The 21,941-nt window shown below is 53.8% G+C and carries 19 protein-coding genes; 11 read left to right on the top strand and 8 right to left on the bottom strand.

The window, feature by feature from the left end; translation table 11 throughout:
- Nucleotides 1-193: 193 nt before the first annotated feature.
- Both OSC10802_RS52630 and OSC10802_RS0105685 read left to right on the top strand, forming a co-directional pair.
- Nucleotides 194-1,126 carry a hypothetical protein gene (locus OSC10802_RS52630; protein WP_017715819.1) on the top strand — a complete coding sequence of 311 codons (933 nt, stop codon included), beginning with the start codon at nt 194-196 and terminating at the stop codon, nt 1,124-1,126.
- A 7-nt stretch (nt 1,127-1,133) separates the two neighbouring features.
- Complete coding sequence (locus OSC10802_RS0105685; protein ID WP_017715818.1) at nt 1,134-1,343, top strand: hypothetical protein; 210 nt, start codon at nt 1,134-1,136, stop codon at nt 1,341-1,343.
- A 186-nt stretch (nt 1,344-1,529) separates the two neighbouring features.
- Here OSC10802_RS0105685 and OSC10802_RS48910 read toward each other — a convergent pair whose 3' ends face one another.
- Complete coding sequence (locus OSC10802_RS48910; protein ID WP_155967402.1) at nt 1,530-1,688, bottom strand: hypothetical protein; 159 nt, start codon at nt 1,686-1,688, stop codon at nt 1,530-1,532.
- Between the two features lie 38 nt (nt 1,689-1,726).
- On the opposite strand from OSC10802_RS48910, the gene OSC10802_RS0105680 reads away from it, so the two are divergent.
- The 6 genes from OSC10802_RS0105680 (at nt 1,727) to OSC10802_RS45355 (ending at nt 11,984) form a co-directional block, all read left to right on the top strand.
- Nucleotides 1,727-2,047: a DUF433 domain-containing protein gene (locus OSC10802_RS0105680; protein WP_017715817.1), complete on the top strand. Its 321-nt coding sequence runs from the start codon at nt 1,727-1,729 to the stop codon at nt 2,045-2,047.
- A gap of 85 nt (nt 2,048-2,132) precedes the next feature.
- Nucleotides 2,133-2,396 carry a type II toxin-antitoxin system Phd/YefM family antitoxin gene (locus tag OSC10802_RS0105675; protein WP_017715816.1) on the top strand — a complete coding sequence of 88 codons (264 nt, stop codon included), beginning with the start codon at nt 2,133-2,135 and terminating at the stop codon, nt 2,394-2,396.
- Between the two features lie 188 nt (nt 2,397-2,584).
- Nucleotides 2,585-5,155: a tetratricopeptide repeat protein gene (locus tag OSC10802_RS0105670; RefSeq protein WP_017715815.1), complete on the top strand. Its 2,571-nt coding sequence runs from the start codon at nt 2,585-2,587 to the stop codon at nt 5,153-5,155.
- A gap of 123 nt (nt 5,156-5,278) precedes the next feature.
- The gene (locus OSC10802_RS0105665; protein ID WP_017715814.1) at nt 5,279-5,707 is read left to right on the top strand and encodes a DUF29 family protein; all 429 of its coding nucleotides are present in this window, start codon (nt 5,279-5,281) and stop codon (nt 5,705-5,707) included.
- A gap of 391 nt (nt 5,708-6,098) precedes the next feature.
- Nucleotides 6,099-8,102 (top strand): DUF4347 domain-containing protein, encoded by a 2,004-nt coding sequence (locus tag OSC10802_RS0105660; protein ID WP_017715813.1) that lies wholly within the window; start codon nt 6,099-6,101, stop codon nt 8,100-8,102.
- Nucleotides 8,103-8,774: 672 nt separating this feature from the next.
- The gene (locus OSC10802_RS45355; protein ID WP_017715812.1) at nt 8,775-11,984 is read left to right on the top strand and encodes a DUF4347 domain-containing protein; all 3,210 of its coding nucleotides are present in this window, start codon (nt 8,775-8,777) and stop codon (nt 11,982-11,984) included.
- A gap of 61 nt (nt 11,985-12,045) precedes the next feature.
- On the opposite strand, the gene OSC10802_RS0105650 is transcribed toward OSC10802_RS45355, so the two are convergent.
- The 4 genes from OSC10802_RS0105650 to OSC10802_RS0105630 all read right to left on the bottom strand — a co-directional run bounded on the left by OSC10802_RS0105650 (nt 12,046) and on the right by OSC10802_RS0105630 (nt 16,348).
- Complete coding sequence (locus OSC10802_RS0105650) at nt 12,046-13,098, bottom strand: hypothetical protein (protein WP_017715811.1); 1,053 nt, start codon at nt 13,096-13,098, stop codon at nt 12,046-12,048.
- Nucleotides 13,099-13,426: 328 nt separating this feature from the next.
- Nucleotides 13,427-15,139, bottom strand: coding sequence for a DEAD/DEAH box helicase (locus OSC10802_RS0105645; protein WP_017715810.1), 1,713 nt, complete (start codon nt 15,137-15,139; stop codon nt 13,427-13,429).
- A 327-nt stretch (nt 15,140-15,466) separates the two neighbouring features.
- Nucleotides 15,467-15,622, bottom strand: coding sequence for an Asl3888 family RNA-binding protein (locus OSC10802_RS52625; protein WP_017715808.1), 156 nt, complete (start codon nt 15,620-15,622; stop codon nt 15,467-15,469).
- Nucleotides 15,623-16,132: 510 nt separating this feature from the next.
- Nucleotides 16,133-16,348 carry a hypothetical protein gene (locus OSC10802_RS0105630; protein ID WP_017715807.1) on the bottom strand — a complete coding sequence of 72 codons (216 nt, stop codon included), beginning with the start codon at nt 16,346-16,348 and terminating at the stop codon, nt 16,133-16,135.
- Nucleotides 16,349-16,350: 2 nt separating this feature from the next.
- Between OSC10802_RS0105630 and bcp the strand changes: the two genes are divergently transcribed.
- Nucleotides 16,351-16,824: a thioredoxin-dependent thiol peroxidase gene (gene bcp, locus OSC10802_RS0105625; RefSeq protein ID WP_017715806.1), complete on the top strand. Its 474-nt coding sequence runs from the start codon at nt 16,351-16,353 to the stop codon at nt 16,822-16,824.
- 161 nt (nt 16,825-16,985) lie between these two features.
- Nucleotides 16,986-17,441, top strand: coding sequence for an NUDIX domain-containing protein (locus tag OSC10802_RS0105620; RefSeq protein WP_017715805.1), 456 nt, complete (start codon nt 16,986-16,988; stop codon nt 17,439-17,441).
- Between the two features lie 134 nt (nt 17,442-17,575).
- On the opposite strand, the gene OSC10802_RS0105615 is transcribed toward OSC10802_RS0105620, so the two are convergent.
- Nucleotides 17,576-18,376: a pantothenate kinase gene (locus OSC10802_RS0105615; RefSeq protein WP_017715804.1), complete on the bottom strand. Its 801-nt coding sequence runs from the start codon at nt 18,374-18,376 to the stop codon at nt 17,576-17,578.
- Between the two features lie 642 nt (nt 18,377-19,018).
- On the opposite strand from OSC10802_RS0105615, the gene OSC10802_RS0105605 reads away from it, so the two are divergent.
- Nucleotides 19,019-20,983, top strand: coding sequence for a GAF domain-containing sensor histidine kinase (locus OSC10802_RS0105605; protein ID WP_017715802.1), 1,965 nt, complete (start codon nt 19,019-19,021; stop codon nt 20,981-20,983).
- 171 nt (nt 20,984-21,154) lie between these two features.
- Here OSC10802_RS0105605 and OSC10802_RS0105600 read toward each other — a convergent pair whose 3' ends face one another.
- Both OSC10802_RS0105600 and OSC10802_RS0105595 read right to left on the bottom strand, forming a co-directional pair.
- A complete protein-coding gene (locus tag OSC10802_RS0105600; protein WP_017715801.1) occupies nt 21,155-21,502 on the bottom strand; it encodes a type II toxin-antitoxin system PemK/MazF family toxin in 348 nt (115 codons plus the stop codon).
- Nucleotides 21,492-21,722 (bottom strand): hypothetical protein, encoded by a 231-nt coding sequence (locus tag OSC10802_RS0105595; protein ID WP_017715800.1) that lies wholly within the window; start codon nt 21,720-21,722, stop codon nt 21,492-21,494. Before OSC10802_RS0105595 ends, OSC10802_RS0105600 begins: the two co-directional genes overlap by 11 nt.
- Nucleotides 21,723-21,941 lie beyond the last annotated feature (219 nt).

Raw genomic sequence — 21,941 nt, 5'->3', positions numbered from 1 at the left:
AGGTGATGGACTTCCAAATGGGCTATACATAAATCTTCATTAAGAAAGATGTGGGTAATGGATAGCCCACAAGGGGAGAGGGGGAGTAAGAAAAAGACTAGATTTTCTGGGACAGGCGAGACGCCTGTCCTACGTCGGGAGGCTTTGAAATGATATGATGGGCGGTATCTAGTTTTGCAAAAATAAAACAAATATGGATGCTGAGAGGAATCTCGCACAGGAAGACAGACTGAAGAAAGCGCTCGAATCTTTGGAAGCGGCGAGACAATTGCAGCGGGACAGGATGATTTTGGGTGTGGATTGTGTCTACCGGCATGTGGGAGGGGTGGATGGGGATTGGCTGGAAAAGTGGGGGGAAGATGAGGAGGATGATGAGGAGCCGGTGACGTATGCTGAAGGCAGTTCAGAACACAGGGTGAAACTTGTGAGAGCGGAAGAAATCAAGAACGAGTTGAAGCGTTTGAGCCGGCTCGCCGCCTCAGTGGAGCCAGGGTTGGCGAATAGGCTGGAAGAGATGAGCCGGTGGGTGAAAGACAAGAAGCCCGGTTTGCTGGTGCGGAAAAAATTTGTAATGGATTTTCTGGTGGAGCTAATCAAAGATGCTCGCTTTGTGCTTTACATTCAATCCCTAACTGCAGAAGAAAGGCAAGAAGTGTTTGACCGGATGACACCTCCCACTCGGTACTGGTATGAATTTCTTTTTCCGAAATGGTTTAACGAATCCGACCCCAAGCTGTTTATCTGGAAACAAAAGATGATGGCTGGGGAGTTCGCACAGGATGACAGTCCTTTGCTGGATATCCTTTTATATGAGGTGGGCAAAAGCGGCGGGAGTGGTTTGCGGCGCACTATCATGGATTTATCAATGGCAACCGATATGGCAGTCAGCGGGATTTCAGGAATTCCTCTGTGTGTTCAAGTCACATCTGTTTCTAGCGAACTGGCAATAGACAAGAAGCAAGCGTGGGAAGTGACACTCCGGTACTGGGGGATAGAGCGAGGGCTGTTCGTAAGTTTTTTCCCGGGAAGGCAACCTAACATTGTTGGGGCGCTAGCCGGTGAAATTTTACGGCAGAGCGATGAACTCCCATCTCTGTGCTATAGTGAGTGTAGCGTGGGAGCGTAGAGCAAGTATGGAATCAGAAGTCAAAACGCTGAACCAAGACAAAATAAAAAAAGCCCTTGAGTTGTTGGAAGACGCCCAACTTTATGAGCGGGATAGGATGATTTGGGGCGTGAATCGTGTCTACCGGCATGTGGAAGGGGTGGATGGGGATTGGCTGGAAAAGTGGGGGGAAGATGAGGGGGATGAGGAGCCGGCACCGGAGGCGAGAGGAAGCTGAGGGTTAAGTTTTTGTCAGGGGGGATGTTGAAGTTCTGCTTGGTTCTTGCAATCGACCTGCGGCGACTGGGAGACAAATTACCTTCAGAACCTCCCAAATCAGAACCTCCAAAAGAAAACCTAAACTCAAACGGGTTAACTGATATCTAGTTTCGGGTAAAACGCTCAACCGGCACTCCTGCCAATTCTACCATGCCGGTCGCCCTCGCGCTTTTGGCAAGAGGTGAGCCTGCTTAATTCTGAGAAAACGGATGTTCGCTTGCAAGCCGGTTGCCAGCACCGGCATTGCAGGCGAGCGCCCAAACCCTCGGGAACGCCCCCGAATTGTCAAAGTTGGCAATTCCATGAGATAATTTAGAGAGAGAAGATCAAGGAGGTATTTTTGTGACTGTCTCAACCCCCACCGACTACAAACACATCCAGCTCGACGAGCGCAATGTCCCTTTCATTGCCGGCACCACGATGAAAGTCGTAGAATTAATCACGTCTGTCCACGCTTACGGCTGGAGTCCTGAAGAACTCCACTTTCAATACCCTCATATTACCCTGAGCCAAATTCATTCCGCTTTGGCTTACTACTGGGAGCATAAAGAGGAGATTGATGCCGATATGAAACGGCGAGAGGAGTATGCTGAAAAATTGCAAAAGGAAGCTGGGGAATCTCCTTTCGCAGCCAGACTTCGCGCACAGGGGCTATTGAAATGAGTCTAGCCCTCTACAAGGCAATGGCAACGCACCCCACTTATGTTCTATAATAAATACAGGACTCAAAAAAGTCAAAAAAACCGAGATGCAAACCTATACTGTTACAGATGCCCGCAACCGGCACGGGGAAGTCTTTGACAGAGCTGCGCAGGAGCCTGTTTTGCTGACGGATCAGTCGCGTCCCAGTCATGTGATAATGCCGGCTGAAACTTATGAGCGATTGATGGTGCGGCTGGCAGAATTAGAGGATATGGTTCTGGGTCAAGCGGCGCAGGCGGCGCTGAGTCAGTCTCAGATGGCAGGAGTGGAAAAGTTCACCTCAACTCTAGAGCGTTTGGCGGAGTTTTGAAAGCCGGTGTGTCGGGTTTTGTATGTCTTCTAGCTAAGAGAAATAGCTCCTGACGATTGTAAATCGCCGGGGAGGTAACGCCAATTTTCCCCAATCACCGGCTCTGTGCTGTAAAATCAAAGCTTGGGGAGCTTGGGGCATCCCCAACCATTTTGGAACCATTTTTGAAAAATTTCTGGGGTTCACCTATGGCGCAGCAAGATGGGCAAAAACACAAAGGGCGCAAGCTGGATTACGACACCGGCAAGCTCAATGCCGAACTCCTGGTGAGAGCTTTGCTCTCCCTCAAAAGCGGCGAACTGAATAGCAGAAAAGACTGCGCCCGCCTGATAAAAGCGGTTAAGTTGGACTGGGATTCCGATGCCAAGCAGCTGCAGGTGACAGCAGAAGTCCGGCATCTTGTGGAGTTGGCTGAGAAATGTGGCCATCCCATACAGGATTCCGAGGCTCTCCGCAATGCCCTCCGGTGCCTGTTCGAGTTGGGAATTGCCGAGGACAAGCGCCAGGAAACCAGCTCCACGACAAAAACCTCCAGCTCCAAGTGGGTTTTTACACTCAAGCTTCCCAGCACGGATGGCCAAGAAGCGCTCGACCGGCTGTTCCAACCAGGCGGCGAGTGGGACACCCGGCGCTCCCCCGAACAGCCAAAAAGCCAGACGCCCCCACCCGCCGCCCCAAAACCACCGGCACCCCCTTCCGATACGCCTCACGAGCGTGAGTTTGGATTTGTGGGAGAAATGCCGGAAATCGCCGCACAACCGCCGGCACAGCCTTCCGACAATCTTCGTGCAAGTGAGCAAATCTCATTTATCGGAGAATCACCGGCACCCGCCCCACCGGCACCCCCTTGCGAGAATATTCCCGAAAGTGGTGCGGCGGCATTTGTCGGGCGAGAGGAGGAACTTTCGGAATTGCACCGGCTCCTGCAGGAAAACGAGGGCGTCGCCATCGCGGGGGTGCCCGGTGCCGGCACAACTGAACTAGCGATCCAATATGCGCGAAAATATTTGGCGGAGTATGCCGGTGGGGTGTGCTGGGTGCCGGTGGGCGACAGGGATACCGGCATCTGCTTAGTGGAGTTTTCCAGACGGAAATTTGGTTTCAACCCCCCCGACGATCTCAATGATAACTTGCAGCGTCAGGTGGCGTTTTGCTGGGAGCACTGGCATGCCGGTCAGGTGCTGCTGGTGTGGGATAATGTCACCGATTATGCTTTGGTGAAGCCTTACCTCCCGCCGGTGCCATCCCGGTTTAAGGTGCTGCTGGTAACGCGGGAAAGCTTGAGCGTGCCGGTGGTGCGGCTGGATTTGGACGCACTTAAACCGCTCGCCGGCATGCAATTATTAGAGTCTTTCATTGGCAGGGATCGGCTGAAACGGGAGCCTCGCACTGCCAGAAATCTCTGCAAGTGGCTGGGTTATTTGCCTTTGGGATTGCAGTTGGTGGGGCGATATCTTGCGCAAGATGAAACTCTATCCCTAGAGACAATACTGTCTCAACTGGAGCAACAGGAACTTGCCGGTGCTGCCCAACTGCCGGTGGCGCATGTCTTTGAGTTCCTCTGGCAAACATTGGATGAAAACGCCCAGAAGCTCGGCTGTCTGCTAAGTCTGTTTCTTTCGCTACCATCTTGGTCAATCGTTGAACATATCTGCCGGCATATGGCTCAGCACGAGGAGAATTTCAACCCACAAAACCTGGAACAGTCCAGATTGACTTTAGAGCACCGGCACCTGCTCCAGCGCCAGTATGAGGGCGTCTATCAATTGCACCCCCTGATCGGGCAATTGTTTGAAGAGAAACTTATAACTCCGCTCTCCCCTGTAACTCCCGCACTCTTAAATACCTTTGTGTCTGGTATGATAGAAGTGGTCGCAGCAGCGGGAGACGCGGGAAATGTAGCGGCAGTTTCTTGGATATCAGCCGACGTTTTAGCGCTAATCAATGGGCTGAGCAATTTAGCCAGTCTCCACTCCAGTCGAGCGCACTACGCCACTGCAGGAGCTCTATACCTGCAAGCGCTAGAACTGACGCGACGCCTGCTGGGAGAAGAGCATCCGGATGTGGCAATTCCTTTAAACAATCTGGCAATTTTATCCTGCGAGAGAGGGCGGTATGGGGAAGCGGAAACCCTGTTGCTGCAAGCGGTGGAACTGTGGCGACGCCTGCATGGGGAAGAGGACTGCAATCTGGCACAAAGTTTGAATAATCTGGCTGAACTATACTGCGCTCTAGGGCGCTACGCGGAAGCAGAACCGCTGTTGCTGGAAGCGGTGGAATTGTGGCGAAGCTTGTATGGAGAGGAGGGTGCCGGTGTGGCGGAAAGTTTGAACACGCTGGCAAATATTTACTTCGCGCAAGGGCGGTATGCGGAGGCGGAACAGCTGTACCGGCAAGTGCTGGAATTGCGGCGACGCCGGTTGGGGGAGGAGCATCTTGTTGTGGGGGAAAGTTTGAACAATCTGGCAAATGCCTGCTACTGTGAGGAGCGCTACGAGGAAGCGGAATCGCTGTACCGGCAAGTGCTGGAATTGCGGCGTCGCTGGTTGGGGGAGGAGCATCCTGATGTGGCGGAAAGTTTGAACAGTTTGGGAAATCTTTATTACTCTCAGGAGTGCTATGCGGAAGCGGAACCGCTGTACCGGCAAGCGCTGGAAATATGCGCTCGCGGGTTGGGGGCGGAGCATCCTTTGACTGTGACTGTGAGGGAAAATTTGCAGCGTTTGGCGGAGGTGCTGAGAAACCGGGTTTCTGAATAAGAAACCCGGTTTCTGGGTGCGCTTGCCAGCACCAGCACTGCCGGCGAGCGCCCCTACTGTCTGGGCGTTAATACCGCGCCTCTTAAGTTACCATAGAATAGATCGATACAGGAGTTCGCAGTTATGGAAGAATTACTCACGCTCAAAGACTTGCTGCAAAAAGGCGATATACCGGCAGCACTCGCCATCGTTGAGGAACTCGAAGAAATGGGCAAAAACGATATCATTAAAACGATTCGCAGCTATGCCGTTATCCTCTTACTGCATCTCATAAAACAGCAAGCTGAGAATCGCACAACTCGCTCTTGGGAAGTCTCCATCCGCAATTCATTTCGGGAAATTCAGAGAATCAATAAGCGCCGCAAAGCCGTCGGCTATTATCTCACCCCCGAAGAGTTGGCGGAAACCCTGGAAGAAGCCTACCTCAATGCCCTTGATCAGGCTTCCCTAGAGGTAGAAGAAGGGCGCTATCAGCCAGAAGAATTAGAGCGCTTGATTAATAAACAAGAAATCTTGAATCGCGCCTTGGGTTTAATATCGCCGGCGGAGTGAAGCAGTCTTTACCCTCCGCTCAGCCAGCACCGCAAGCCGCTATAGCACAACTCAAGCAAACAAGCAAGCGGGCTGTCAGCCTGTAGGGGTGCGCCCCAAGAGGTGGGTTAGCCCTTATCCCGAAAGTGCGAGCGAATGTTATGGTTGTTGACAGTGACTCCTTCCCGCACTTCCAAGGGATAAGTCATCCGCCAGCCCCCACACCGGCAGCCAAGGCACTGTGTAGATGTGGGTGTTCAGTGGCAAGAAAGAACTCAGGGGTTTATAGAGGTGAGCTGTTAGCTCAGCTCACAATCCTGTGTGCATGAGTTCACATATCGGTGCGTTAGCGCAGCGGCTCCGAAGGAGCAGTGCAATTCCTACCGGCACCCGTTTTTATGGCTCACATAATATGAATGCGACTCTCGCGCCAACCCCGGCAAAACCTTCAACTGAAGACACTCAATCGAAAACCCTTGTCTTTATAGACACCGGCCTACAAGACTGGCAATCTCTCGCCGCCAGCGCGAGAGCCGGTGTGGCGGTATTTGTCCTGGATCGCGACAGAGATGGCGTCGAGCAAATCGCCGCCGCCATGCAGAACTATAGGGCTGTCCACGGCTCAATTGATGCCGCACACATCTTCTCCCACGGAAGCCCCGGATGCCTCTATCTCGGCAGCACCGTCCTGGGATCGGACACCTTAGATTATTATAACCCCCTGTTGCGACAGTGGGGCAATATTGGCGGCACCGAAATTCTACTGTACGGCTGCCATGTCGCCAGAGGAAAGGGGGCAGCCTTTGTGGAAAAACTCAGTGAATTTACTGGCGCAACTGTAGCCGCCTCCACTGAAAAAATCGGCAGTTCCGCTTTAGGGGGCAAGTGGGACCTACAATTTACCACAGGTGAAATTAAATCGCCTGTGGCCTTGCATCAACAAACCTTAGCAGATTATAAGGGCGTGTTAGCTATACTTACAGTCACGATAATTGCAGACAGTGGCCCCGGTTCATTGCGGGAAGCCATCACCACCGCACAGGCGGGAGACACGATTCAATTCGCTCCCGCACTCGCAAACCAGACCATAACCCTGACCAGCGGCGAACTCAATGTTACCAAAAACCTGGTAATTGATGGAGCGGGCGCTGCCGGTTTAACCGTGAGTGGCAATAACGCCAGCCGCGTCTTTCAGGTGCAGGGAGAGGGGCTAAATTTCACCCTCAAGAACCTCAAGGTGGTCAATGGCCGGAGCACAACCGAAGGGGGAGGCATCCTGACGGGGCAGAAAACTGTTTTAACGGTAGAAAATTGCCAGTTCAACAACAATACAGCCGGTGTGGGCGGCGCGATTGTGGCCGGCAATTTCAGTAAAAATACGGTACTGAACAGCCAGTTCGACAGCAATCAGGCCACGGCGAACGTGGAGCAATCCGGCGGGGCAATCCAGGTAAAAAGTTTAAGTGAACTGACGGTACAGGGGAGTAAGTTCACCAACAACAAAGGCATCAACGGCGGGGCGATTAACAACCTGCTGAGCCGGCTGACGGTAGAAAATTCCACCTTCCTCAATAACGACACAACGGCGGGAGCAACCCTGGGCACAGCGGCCACCAATTATACTAAAGGGTACGGCGGCGCGATTTACACCGATGGCGCTTCTGACAAGGCAAATCCCGACTCCGGCACTATCTCTATTCGCAACAGCCGGTTTGAGGGCAATAAAGCTGCTGGACAGGGCGGGGCGCTGTTTCTGTTTGTCTATCCCCCAGACAAGATAGTTGTTGAAAACAGCGCGATTCTCAATAATACAGTGATTAAAGACGCCAAAGGAGACGCCTTGGGCGGCGGAGTGCGGGCGGGCAACGGCGAAGTGACCATTACCAACAGCACTTTGGCCAACAATAGTGCCGAAAGCCAGGGCGGCGGCTTGTGGGTGGGAGAAAAAGCGCCGGTGACAATTTCCTACAGCACCTTCTCCGGGAACAAAGCCACAGATGCCGCCGGCACCAGCGGTTTGGGCGGGGCGATGTTCCTAAACAATGGCACCAATCCCACCACCATCACCAACGCCACGATTGTCAACAATCAGGCCGGCTTTCAGGGCGGGGGATTTTGGGGGGGCGGTGCGGCGACCACCCTCAAAAACACGATTGTAGCCAACAATACAGCGGCGAATGCGGGTAAAGGCTGGAATATTAAGCACCACACGGGCTATCAATTCACCGATGGCGGGGGCAATATCCAGTGGCCGGCCAAAAACCCGAAAGACGCCAACGATTTGAATGTCACCGCCAGTGTGAAAATTGCCGATCCCCTACTCGGTCCGCTGCAACAAAACCGCACCGGCATCCCAACCCATCCCTTGCTTGACGGGAGTCCAGCAACTGGCGCAGGGGCTACAGCTCCTCGCTGATCAGAGCCGCAGGTGCCGGTGCCTTGCCGATTGCCTTTGCAGCTGCCGGCACACTGCCCCTATTTAACACAGGACTCAGGCGCGCGCAAGTCCTGAGTCCCTTCAGCTGAATTGCCCTTAAGACAGTGTGAGGGAGTTGAGGGGGAACCTATTAGAATTTTCTATCTCGCCGGCTGAAGTGATTGAAAAACTAAAAGTTCCCCCACAATTCAGTGTTTTCCCACTTGCCAACATCACACATGCTGGCAGGGGGAGAATCTTCTCCCCCTCAGGACAGATGAAACCAGAATAAAGGCTGCTCTGACTTCTCGCCCCGCCCCGAAGAAAGAAAATTATAAAAAAAATCTAAAAAGGGTATAATAGAAAAATCCTGTCTGAAACGCGCAGCTCGCGGGCAGGTGGTGTGCCCCCTCAGGGAGGTTAGCCCTTGGAGCGATCTGCGAGCACATGTTAAGGTTGGGGACAGTGATGTAGTGAACGGCATCCATTGGTGAAAAATCCGCCAGCTTTGACTGAAAAAGCCAAGGCAGTGTTCGGATTTAGAAGCTGAGTGGGAATAATAAAGCAAGCACTTTGTAGGGCCTAGTTACTAGCGATTCGGCCCCATATCGGGCCTGATTTTATAGTCGAAGCACCTTACCTAGCTGTTACCATTTTTCAGGGTCATCTAACATGAATGCGACTTTCGCGTCAAGGACTGCAAAATATACAGCTCAGCAGTCCCAATCTGCTACCCTTGTCTTTATAGACACCGGCATAGAAGACTGGCAATCCCTCGCAGCCGGTGTCCGAGACGGTGTGGCGGTGTTTATTCTCGAAGGCGACAGAGATGGCGTTGAACAAATCGCCACCGGCATGCAAAACTGTGCCGCTGTCCACGGCTCAATTGACGCCGCGCACATCTTCTCCCACGGAAGCTCCGGACACCTCTATCTCGGCAGCACCATCCTGGGAGAGGAGAACTTAGAAGATTATAAACCCCTTCTGCGACAGTGGGGGAATAGTGCCGGCACCGAAATTCTACTGTACGGCTGCCATGTCGCCCGAGGAGAGGGCGCTTTCTTTGTCGAAAAACTCAGTGAATTTACCGGCGCAACAGTAGCCGCTTCCACTGACAAAACCGGCAATCCCGCCCGAGGGGGAAACTGGAATTTAGAATATACCACCGGCAAAATTAAAGCGCCAGCCGCCTTGCGCCCAGAAGCACTAGCAGCCTATAATGGTGTGCTAGCCACCCTCACAGTCACCACCACTGCTGACAGCGGAGCAGGCTCATTGCGGGAAGCCATCGCCAAGGCGCAGGCGGGAGACACCATTACATTTTCTTCCAGCCTCGCCAACAAGACCATAACCCTCACCACCGGCCAGCTCAATGTTATCAAAAACCTGATCGTTGATGGAGCAGGCGCTGCCGGTTTAACCCTCAGCGGCAATAACGCCAGCCGCGTCTTTGAGGTGGGGGGCTTGGGCACAAATTTTACCCTCAAAAACCTGACGGTAGCCAATGGGCGCACCACCGGCGAAGGGGGAGCCATCCTCACCGGCTTGGAAAACGTTTTAACCGTAGAAAATTGCCAATTCAAAAACAATACAGCCGGTGTGGGCGGCGCAATTGTGACCGGTAATTTCAGTAAAAATACGGTAATTAACTGTCAGTTTGACAGCAATAAGGCGGCGGCGAACGTGGAGCAATCCGGCGGGGCAATCCAGGTAAAAAGTTTAAGTGAGCTCACGGTACAGGGGAGTACATTCACCAACAACAAAGGCATCAACGGCGGAGCGATTAACAGCCTGCTGAGCCGGCTGACGGTAGAAAACTCCACCTTCCTCAATAACGACACAACAGCAGGAGCAACCCTGGGCACAGCGGCCACCAATTATACCAAAGGGTACGGCGGCGCGATTTACACCGATGGCGCTTCTGACAAGGCAAATCCCGACTCCGGCACGATCGTGATTCGCAACAGCCGGTTTGAGGGGAATAAAGGAGCGGGGCAGGGGGGAGCGCTGTTTCTCTTTGCTTATCCCCCGGACAAGATCATTGTTGAAGGTTCCACAATTGTCAACAATAAAGTCATTCCGGACGCCAAAGGAGACGCCTTCGGTGGCGGGTTGCGGGCGGGCAACGGTGAGCTGACCATTAGCAACACCACCTTTGCCAACAACAGTGCCGAGAGGCAGGGCGGAGGATTGTGGGTGGGAGAAAAATCGCCGGTGGCGATTTCCAACAGCACATTTTCTGGCAACAGAGCCACAGATGCTAGCGATACCAGCGGTTTGGGCGGGGCGATGTTCCTCAACAATGGCAGCAATCCCACCAGCATCACCAACGCCACAATTGCCAACAATCACGCCGGCTTTATGGGCGGGGCGTTTTGGGGGGGCGGTGCGAACACCACCCTGAAAAATACAATAGTTGCCTACAATACGGCATCTAATGGCGGCAATCCTTGGAATATTAAGCAAAACACCGGCTATCAATTCACCGATGGCGGGGGAAATATTCAGTGGCCGCCCAAAAACCCGAATGACCCCACAGATGTTAACGTAACAGCAAATGTAAACATCGCTGACCCCCTGCTCGCTCCTTTGCAAGATAATGGCGGCGGCACCTTAACCCACGCCTTGCTTCCGGGAAGTCCGGCGATCGATGGTGGGGTTCCGGTTTCTGGTTTAGCGACAGATCAGCAGGGAACCCCCCGCACAGACGGAAAAGTGGATGTCGGCGCTTTTGAGTTTACAGCTGTCGCGCCCTCTCTGTTTACCGCTAACAGTGATTCCGTAACACTGACCGGCGGAAATGACCTGGCAAACGCCTTTCAGGGGAATGATTTAGTTGTCGCTTTGGAAGGGAATGACATCATCGAGGGCAACCAGGGGAATGATACCCTCTACGGCAACGACGGGAACGACATCCTGACTGGCAACCAAGGCTCTGATTTTCTCTCCGGTGACGCGGGCGACGATATCCTTGTCGGTGAGGGAGAGAGCGATTTCCTGACAGGTGGCAGTGGCAATGACGCCCTCGACGGAGGTTTGGGAAACGACACTCTTACCGGCGGCACCGGCACGGACATATTTGTTATCCGCGCCGGCGACGGCACTGACGTCATTACAGATTTTGGCGGCGCTCGCACCCAGATGAATCGCACGCGAATTGCTGACCCCAGCACTGTTGATACCTTGAAATTTCAGGGTGCCGGCTTGACCGCCCAGAACATGCTCCTGACTCAGAACGGTGCCGACTTATCTGTCAAATTTAATGGCGTCGCCAACACCGAAGTTATCCTGAAAAACTTTACCCTGCCAAATCTGGAGAACCTTCTCGCCGGCGCTGAATCTTACGTAACCAGTGGCAATATTTTGTTTGACAGCGACAGCCAAATTCAAGACAGCTTCGATGTCATCAGCGCCACCGAACAGCCCGGAAGTGTGGCAAAAGCCAACACAACCACCTTCCTCAACGACCTAAATAACAGCACTCAAGGTCTGGAAAACTCCAGCGATGTCATCAACGGTCAAGGCGGCAGCGACACCCTTCTCGGACTCAGTGGCAGCGACATCCTGCGCGGCGGCGACGGGAACGACCGGCTCGACGGCGGACTCGACAGCGACATCCTGACCGGCAATGCCGGTCGCGACCAGTTTGTCTTGACAAAAGTCAGCGGAGGTGATACAATAACAGACTTCACCGATGGAGAAGATTCTTTGGTATTAGCCGGGGGTCTGACTTTCCGCCAGCTGTCGATAACCTCTAGCCCAATCAGGCGCGACGGCTCTTCGAGCACCTTAATCTCTCTCGCCGGCACCGGCGAACTCCTAGCCACTCTCAATGGGGTGAGTGCCAACCTGATCGCAGCCAGCGATTTCACCGCGATTTAAATAAGTAGGGTGCCTTACGAAGTAACGCACCCTACAGACCCAGTTCAGAAAATGAAAGGTTTTAATTTTTCATGCCCTTTTGCATGCATGCCGGGGAGAGAATATTCCCCTCATCATCAGACAAATAAAACGAATAAACCGGCACATGGGAAACCTCGCAGCGCAACGGCTCAATCTGCTTAGAAAATGGATTCCAAACCGCAGTCACCACACGCCGGTGCTTCTTGCGAACCAACTCGCACTGAATGTGTACAGTGGGCAGCTGAATCACCAAAGCGCTGTGCAGGTGCGCCCCCACACTCACCGCATAGCGAGCGAGAATATCCGCCTGCTTGCGCTCCAACTCCAACTCCGTCGCCGCAATCCGGGCCAACTCTCGCTCCTCCTCCTCACCGGCCAGGTGTTTTTTCTTAATTTTTGCCCGAATCTCTTGGGCAATCGTCCCGTAATAAGCCTTCAGCCGCTCCTTATCTCGCAGCAGCTTGCGCTGCAAACTTTTCTGCCACTTTTCCATATCCCTGTCAATCAACTGTTCCGATGCATTTTCAATAATCTCCGAGAGCGTATCGAAAGGCAGACAGTGCTGGCGGCTCCCCTCTTCAGAAGGAATCCTGTCCGCCGGCCACAGCAGCGCATCGCCGATATCCACCGGCGCGGCACCCGTCAGTTCATTCACAAAAAACGAAACCATCCCCAGACGCTTCTCATCCGCGCTAGCCGTATAAACCACATTGCAGAGCAAGTAGTTCGTCACCGCCGGCTTCGCTTCGATAAACCGCATCAAACCATTCTGCGGCGTCAGCGCGCTAGCCAGCAGCTTGTCAAAGCCAGTTGTTTTCAGGTAGCCTTGGTATTGCACCGCGAAAGTCGCCACATATCCCTTCTCTCCCAGCAGCAACTCAAACCTGTTAAAAATCTCCGAATTATAAGTTACGAAATAGCCATCTCTGACATCCGCCGATGTCGTAAAGGTGACTTCTTCCTCAACCTCTAGGGTTTTCGCCACCTCTTCTGAGAGCAGCACACTCAGCGTATTTGGCCGGGAATATTCTGCCAGTCCATCGTGAAGGGATACAATTTTCTGGACGGGTTTCAGAATCGGGTCATCATTCATATTTTCCACGAGTAATACTGGGTTCGTCAAGACGCAAACATCCGTTCAGAAGCCCGCCGTTTTTCTCCCCCGGCGGCGGAGCGGGCGACAAACTGTTAGGCTAATAATGCTGCTTTTGGGGGAAAGGAGGCAGTCGCTTCGGAACAGCGCACACCGCCACCAATAAAAACTTGGCCGGCGGCGGGCGAGCCGGTAGGGCTAAAGCCCAACTACAAACCTTTTCAAGGCAGAGCCTCCCGATGCGCGTTCCCAGGCATATCCTGGAAACGCGGGGCCAATCCAAAATCCAAAATCTAAAATCCATGCATTGGGCCGGTTGTGCCTGAGGTTATGCCTCAAAATCCTCGCCAAAGATTTGCTCATCCAGCTCGCGGGATTCCCGATACTTCTCCTTCGCCTTCAGCAGCTCGTCAGCCAGACTGTCGAACGCCGCCTCCAGCTCTTGCGTGGACTGGTTGTTCAGCCAAATATCCATCACCGCTTCGCTGAAATCAAACTCGTCATCCAGATTCCCTAAAATTGTTTCAATCTCCCCCACCACCAGCTCAAACATATTAATCTTATCGTGCAAGATGCGCAAGATATACTCTTCTACGCTCCCCCTGACACAAAAATTAAACACAAACACATCTTGCGTCTGGCCAATCCGGTGAATCCGGCCAATCCTTTGCTCTATCTTCATGGGATTCCAGGGCAAGTCGTAATTGACGATCGTATTGGCAAACTGAATATTCCGCCCTTCCCCACCGCTTTCCGAGGCCAGCAACACCGGCAGCGACTCCCGGAACGCTTCAATCGCCCCATCTTTCTCCTTCAAAGACATATCCCCCCGAAATTCCGCAAACGCAATCCCCGCCTCTGACAGACAAGACGCCAAATAGGACATGGTTTCCCGGTGCGACGCAAAAACCAGCGTCTTCTTCTGCCCCGATTTTTTCAGCAACTCCACCAGCTGCCGGGCCTTTTCAAATTGCTTAATCTTCGAGACTTTCTTTAATAAATCCTTAATTTCCTTATGCTCGAAGCGCTTTTCCAGATTCTTCAGGGAATCCTCCAACGCCTTGGGACTGCTGCCGGCACGCATCAAAAGCGTGTTGCGCGTTAACCTGTCCACGCCCTTTTCTTCTTGGTGCCGGCGCAGGTAGTCACTAATCGCCTCGAACAAACTGCGCTCAGCTTCAGAAGGCTGCACCGTAATCGTGGAAGCAAATCGCTTCGGCAGCTGCACATCCACCAAACTGCGCGTATTGCGCACCATCACCTCCCGCATCAGATACCGCAACTTCTCAGGATTTTTCGGAACGCGCCCGTTCTTGGAATCCACATACTCCTTCTTAAACAGCGCTTCCGTTTGCAAAAGTCCGGGTTTTAGCAGCGTCAGCAAATTGAACAGCTCCACCAGAGAATTTTGCACCGGCGTCGCCGTCAGCATCAAAATAAATCGCTTCTGAATCGCATTCACCAGCTTCCAGTTCAGCGTATTGCGGTTTTTTAGGTGGTGGGCTTCGTCCACAATCACCATGTCCCACGCTCGCGACGTAACCCAGTCCCAGTGAGTTTTGTTCTTGGCGGTATTAATCGACGCAACAATCCGGTCATTTTTATTCCAAAACTCTTCCGGCGCGCCTTGCCTTTCGTCCGTCGTTATCGCCGCAATCCCAAATTTCTCTCCCAGCTCCAGCTGCCACTGAGACACCAGCGAAGCCGGCGAGAGTACCAGTAAAGATTTCACCATCCCTCTCGCCATATATTCTTTGCATATCAGGCCAGCTTCAATGGTTTTCCCTAAACCCACTTCATCCGCCAGCAAAGCCCGGCCCCCAAATTGTTTGATAACTTTTTTAGCCGTTTCTATTTGATACCAGTATTTGTCGATATGGCTCAGGGAAGGCAAACACACTAACTGGTCGTAATCAGCCAGCACTGATAAATTAAACAGATCCAGCCGAGCTTCGTAGTATTCCAGCACGTCGAAGCGCCTGTGTAGGAGAGCTTGCAGCGCGGGAGAGGGAGAAAATTTAAAAGAATAGAAATTCGACATGGGCTAGCAGTAAATTTTCAAGATGTGACGCACCGTATGGAAGCGGCGCAGCGGCTGCCAGAACCGGCACCCGGGGGAACGGTGCCCCCGGAAAGGCAGAGTTCCCAGCGCAGGGCAGCAAGCAGAGGCGAGTTGGCAGCCGAAAGCCCGCACGCGCAACAGACGTAACGGATGATCTCTCTGTGCGGCTCAAGGGCTGTCGGTCCCCGCCCCCTGCCAGACAATCCGCTGCCCCACTTCACGCTCCGGCTGCGGGCCACGAGAGAGGGGGAACTCAGTTGAGGCAGCTGGCCGGCCAGGGCCATCCCGCAGCGGTGCCGGCAATCGCTACTGCTGCACCTCCTCTTCCTCCGCCGCCGGCTTGTCAGACTCAAAGCGCCGGTGGCGAGAGAAACGACCTGTAGTGGTTGGTTTGCGAAACTGGCGGGCGTATGCGCGGTTGCGCAGGGCTTTTTCTTTTTTAGGGTTGCGGCGTTTTGCCATTATGTTACCTCATCGATAAAAAAACTAAAGAACCTCTAATTTTACACGAAAAGCGAGTCGCTTCAAATTGCTGCGGAGGCGGCTCAAAGAAAAGTCACTGCCCAGTGAGCTACCAATGCTGTCGTGTTGCGGCGCTGCCTGAAATTTAAACTTCACCTGTCATCCCTCACGCAACGCCACTTGCCGGTGCCCCTGCGCGCGAAAGCGCCGGTATTTCACTCCTGATAACGGCGTCCTCACACTACAGCTGGCCTTTTCCGTTTGGCTGGGCTGACCGGCATTTGATGCCCTCTCCTTTTCCGGGCGCAGTTCAGATATGGCTAGCCGCTACCTGCGCCACGGCGCGTGCCGGTCAGCCGAATTGCCTAGACGCCTAGCTCACCTGAAAGCCGGTGACAAATGCCCGCCACACTCTAGCTGGGGTGCAGCACAAGGCTTCTTAACCTTGAATCGCGGCCAAAGCCAGCGTTTAGCGACGGACGTTCCCGCACTTGCGCGCCTCACAGTTTATCATATTTCAATGCCGACAGAGGAATTCACCCAACCCAACTGAGCGCCACCGGCACCTCTTCCGCCCCCATTTCCAGACTTCGGCTGTGCTGCACCGAACGCAAACACCCCTGCAACAGTCTGCCGGCACAGCATTCCGCCGGCAGCCAACAGCGGTCGAATTTTTCTTTCGCTGCCGGTTAAAATCTCTAACTTTTGACTCTTGACAAAAATCACAAATGACGCTAGAAATCGGTGATATCGCTCCAGACTTCAGCCTGCCCGACGCCTTTGGCAACACAGTCAGTCTGGCTTCTTTGCTCGGAAAGCGCGTTGTGCTGTATTTTTACCCCCGCGACAGCACTCCGGGCTGCACTCAAGAAGCTTGCGGCTTTCGCGACAGCTACCAGGACTGCCAGACTCTGGATGTGGCAGTGTTCGGCGTCAGCACTGACGATGCCAAGTCCCACACCAAATTTGCCCAGAAATACCAGTTGCCTTTTCCTTTACTGTGCGATCTCGATGGCCAAGTTGCCGCAGCCTACGGCAGCTACGGGCTGAAAAAATTTATGGGCAAGGAATTTATGGGCGTCCACCGCAGCACCTTCGTCATTGGCCCTGATGGTAGAATAGAAAAAATCTACCGCAAAGTCAAACCGGCAACCCACGCCGCACAGGTGCTCGCCGACTTGCAAGCTGCGCCGGTTGATTAACCCAGGGGTTAGGGGTGAGGGATTAGCGGTCAGGTGTCAGGTGTCAGGGTTGAGGCCATCCTGCAATCTATGCCCAATCCTCAATCCAAAATCTAAAATCCTTGCATCCCAAATCCTTGCATCCCCAATGCCCCATGCCCAATGCCCAATCTTCCTAATTTATGCGTCGCTCTTGGCAATTTGTCCAAACCGTTCTGGGGATTATCTTCCGCCATCCCGTCACCGGCACGACCGTCGTCCCGATTTTGCCCGATGGCCGAATAGTGCTGGTTCGCCGCCGCGACACCGGCGAGTGGGGGTTGCCAGGGGGTATCGTCAACTGGGGGGAGGATATCCCCAGCGCCGCGCGCCGCGAACTGGCAGAGGAAACAGGACTGGATCTGGTGGGGATTCGCCGGCTCGTTGGCGTCTATTCCGCACCGGATCGCGATCCCAGACTTCACTCGATTTGCGTGCTGCTCGCTGCAGACGTGCGAGGCAATCTCCAGGCTGAGGATACCCTAGAAGTCAGTGATGTCCGGGCTTTCCTGCCGGCGGATCTTCCCCTTGGCAAGCTCTGCCACGATCACGACCGGCAGTTGCAGGATTACCTCAATGGTTTGACAGTGCTGGCTTAAAAATTTTGGATGCGTGGATTTTGGATGCGTGGATTTTGGATGCGTGGATTTTGGAGTTGGGATTTTGGATTGGGCATGGATTGCAGGATGACCTCAACCCTAACAGATCGACCCTAATAAATCCCCCCAAACCCTTAACTTTTTATAACAATTGAGCGCATGCCCCAAAATATGAAATGCTTATCAGCAGTTATTTTCGCGGAGATTTCCGGATATAGGGTTTGCATATAGGTGAGCAGCGCCGTGCTGTCGCCGCCGGTGAGGGCAACCGCACTCTCGGGAAATTCTTGCCACCAATTTTCGATAAAGTCCTGGACGCCGGCTAGGGTAGTGTAAATAACCCCACTGGCGATGGCGTTCGGCGTATCGTTTGCCCAGCGCGGCGGCAGCGAACCTGCGATCTCAACCTCGGGCAGGGCTGCTGTTTTTTGCGCCAGAGACATTAGCTGCAACCGCAATCCGGGCAGAATTGCGCCCCCGACAAGCTGCTGGCTGCCCGAAGCGCCGGTGAGGGTTAGGGCGGTGCCGGCATCGATGACCAGCACCGGCCACCCCAGCTGGGTGCCGGCACCCCAAACCGCCAAGGCGCGGTCAATTCCCAGGGTGGGATACACCCCCCGCAGCGGCACCCGGTCGAGAGCGATCGCAGTCGCGCCCGGACTGGAAAGCCAGAGCTGCAGCTGTTCTGGCACAACTGAGGCAACCCACAGTCCGGTTGGCGGTGTGTGCGCGGCATTAGCGGGCAACGCCGCCACCCCTGCCACCTCAAGCCAGACTTTGGCATCGAACTGGGCGCTAATCAGCCGTTGGGCTGCCGGTGCCGGCAGGTGGGGCGTGTCCCAGGACGCCTCCAGGGTGCTGCCGGTGAACCGCGCCCAGTGCAGTCGTGTGTTCCCCACGCTTAGGGCTAGCCAGTCTAAGTCTGTTGGTGGCATGTCGGTGTTAGATGTTAGATTTTCGATTTTAGATTGGGGAGAGCCGGTGAGATCCCCGATCGGGTTGGGTTTAGACTCACAGCAATGCCCAATGCCCCAGTCCCGCCGCAATACCTCATGCCCATGTCCTAAACTAACTGCCTACTGCAATAAAAGCGTAACAGCTTATTATGGCGACTCAACTGAGCTTCCATACAATCATTGCTGGGGTCTCGCCTCAGGAGTCTGGCCAATTTATCAAATAGTATTGATTCTTGGGCCAAAATCGGCTACTATAAAATATTTAACTAAATTTTTTGAAGACAGAGAATCTCGCTCTTGTGAAAGTTAAAGCCGTGACCCCAAAGGAAAAACGAAGTTCCCGCACTCAAAATTCTGAGGCAGGGCGAGACAGGGGGTTTCTGGCTGTGGGAAACCCCGCTAGCTCCTTTGAACTGCTCGAAGAAAGCCGATTTTTTTGATTGCTGTGGGATTTTGAGTGCGGGCTTGTTCGCGAGCTAAATATTAAAGTCTTTGTTAAGATACGAGAAACAGTAGCAAGCTGCTGCTAGAAGGGTTCAATTCGCCGCGCTCCTCATGCAAAGTCTTATGTCTCCTGAAGTATGCGCACCTTTCTGTCCCTGGCCGAGGTCAAATTCATGGATGCCCGGTTTCGGGCCCAATCCGGAAGAGGGCGAGGGACAAGCTGCTCTAGCGCAACTGCAACAGCAAGTTGAGCTGTCACGCTTGCTCAACGAGATCAACAATCAGATCCGCAGCACGCTGGATCTCGAAGAAGTCCTCAACTCAGCTTGCCGGTTGCTGGGGGTTGCCCTCAACTGCAGTCGCGTTAGCATTCTGGTTAAGGAGTCCCTGGAGGGAGAAACCCTCACCACCAGGGGGGAGTACAACCCGGGCGACTATCCGGTGCAGTTGGGCGTCAAGGTGCCGGTGGCGGACAACCCTCACCTGCAAGTGCTGATGGCTCAGTCGGAGCCGCTGGCGGTGACTCGGTTTCTGGAATTTCCGGGACTGGGCGAGGGGACGAAAGAACTGGTAAAAGCTTTGGGGATTCGGTCGATGCTGGCTGTCGCCACTCGCTACCAGGGGCGAGTCAATGGGATAATTGGGCTGCACCAGTGCGACCGGGAGCGGGAGTGGACAGAGTGGGAGCGGCAACTTCTGGAAGGGGTTGCCGGTCAGCTGGCTATCGCGATTAACCAAGCGCTGCTTTACACTGAAAGTCGCAGGCAAGCGGAGCGAGAGTCGCTGTTGCGCTTGGTTATCCAGCAAATTCGCAGCACCCTGGATTTAGGGATGATTCTCCAAACAGCGGTGCGGGGGGTGCGAGAGCTGCTGGATACCGATCGGGTGGCGATCTACCAGTTTAAGGAAGACTGGCAGGGAACTGTCGTGGTTGAGGATGTCACCCGCCCTTGGCTGTCTGTCTTGGGGGATATGGGTGCGGACGACTGTTTTTCTGGGGAGTACGCCCACCTGTACCAAGAAGGGCGTGTCAGAGCGATTCATGACATTCACAGCGCCGGTTTAGATCCCTGCCATGTCAACTTTTTGCAGCGGTTGCAGGTGAGGGCTAATTTGATTGTGCCGGTGATGATTGGCGAGAAGTTGTGGGGGCTGCTGATTGCCCATGAGTGCCGCAGCACCCGCCGGTGGCAGTCGTGCGAAACAGATTTGCTGCGCGATCTGGCAGATCAGATAGCGATAGCCATCGGGCAAGCTGAACTCTACGCGCAAGTGCAAGATAGCGCTGCTAAATACCAAGCTCAAGCGGAGCAGCTGCAAGCGACTTTAGAAGAATTGCGCTCGACTCAGCTGCAGCTGATTCAGAGCGAGAAGATGTCCAGTTTGGGGCAAATGGTGGCCGGCATCGCTCACGAAATCAACAACGCTAACAATTTTATTCACGCCAATCTCCCTTACGCTCGGGAGTATGTTGAAACTTTGAGTGGGGGGATTGACTCGATCGCTGAGGCTTGCCCGGAAGCAGCTGCAGCGCTGGCTCGGTTTAATGATGAGGTCGAGCTAGATTACATTCGGGAAGATTTTCCCAAAATACTCGAATCAATGGAGGAAGGGAGCGGTCGGATTCGAGAAATTGTGCGGTTGCTGCGGAATTTTTGCCGCCTGGATGAAGCGGAATTCAAAGTGGTAGACCTGCACGAGGGGATAGAGAGCAGCCTCGGCATGCTGCAGCACCGGCTGAAATCGGGGATTCACATTCGCAAAGAATACGGCAAACTGCCGCCGGTGTTCTGTTGCGCCGGCCACATCAATCAGGTGTTTTTCAACTTGCTGAATAACGCTTTGGATGCGGTTGAGGCCGCCGGCAGCTCTGGGGAGGTGACCGTTCGCACGCTGGCGCAGACAAGCGGCTGGGTGGCGGTTTCGATTCGCGATAGCGGTGCGGGGGTTCCCCCAGAGATTATAGGCCGGATTTTTGACCCGTTTTTCACCACCAAGCCGGTGGGAGAGGGCACCGGCTTGGGACTGTCGATTTGCTATCAGGTGATTGTTAAAGGTCACGGGGGGAGGATTCTCTGCGTCAGCCAACCGGGGGAAGGTGCTGAGTTTATTGTTGAATTGCCGGTGGGCTCGAACGCCTAGGGGCGCATCCCATTTTTTTGTATATCAGGACGCTCACAAAGTCAACCGCTTTAGCTAAAGCTTAATATTTTTTTAGGATTGCTCGGGCAGCCGCTATCGCTGCCAGCCGGCCAGAATGCCGGCACCCAAAATTGCCCGCCGGCACCGGCTTTGCTAAAAAGCAAGTGCTGCTTAAAGTCCTAATGTATGCCGGAGTGCGGCATCCACCGCCGGCATATCTGACCAAACACCTATTTTTCGGTCAATTTCAACTTGAAGGACAGTAACAAGATTGTCCGCCACAATTACCGAGTCCGCGAGCAATCCCGTTTGCTGTCCTTCTGGTGTTGCAAGCGTTACCAAGACCCGGCTGGGATGTCCCGCACGGGCTAGATTGCTAGTAATCATTGCCACAATAGTCTGTCCGGGACCCGCACCCAGACTGTCAGCCTGAACTCTCAGCGCCGGACGGCGTTTCGCAGTACGCAGGTCTGAATTGGGAAACAGAACCAGCACTACGTCACCGCGATTATAAGGCATCGTAAGCCTCCATATCAGGTCGCTCCCAATCCTCTGCAAACGTCCGCAGGCGAGATCGCAAGTCGGCGGCTTGTTCCTGATTTATGCCACGAGCTTCCAAGTCTGCCGAGCCTTGTGCCGGCAGAAAAGTGACAATTACTCGCGCTGACTTGATTGACGCCGGCGTTTCCAATAACTCAACCTTGCCATCCCGGTAAATCCCTTCAACTGAGTTTAACATTTTTCTCCCAATCAGTGTGTTTGACTGTGATTAGAGTGCTCCCTACCCATTTTAGCTTATCCCGCTTTCAGTATCCATCATTCCTTCTGTGGGGGATGGCTGCCGGCGTGCCTTAAGCTGAGTGAGGGAACAGACCTCTGGCAAAACGCCGTTTTGTCAGCTATAATTTAAGATATGCCGCTTTTTAGCTGCTCTGTGCGGCACCGGCCCGCAACCTAA

The sequence above is a fragment of the Kamptonema formosum PCC 10802 genome, assembly GCF_000332335.1.
GTDB lineage: Bacteria > Cyanobacteriota > Cyanobacteriia > Cyanobacteriales > Oscillatoriaceae > Oscillatoria.
This window is presented reverse-complemented; position numbering and strand designations above follow the sequence as displayed.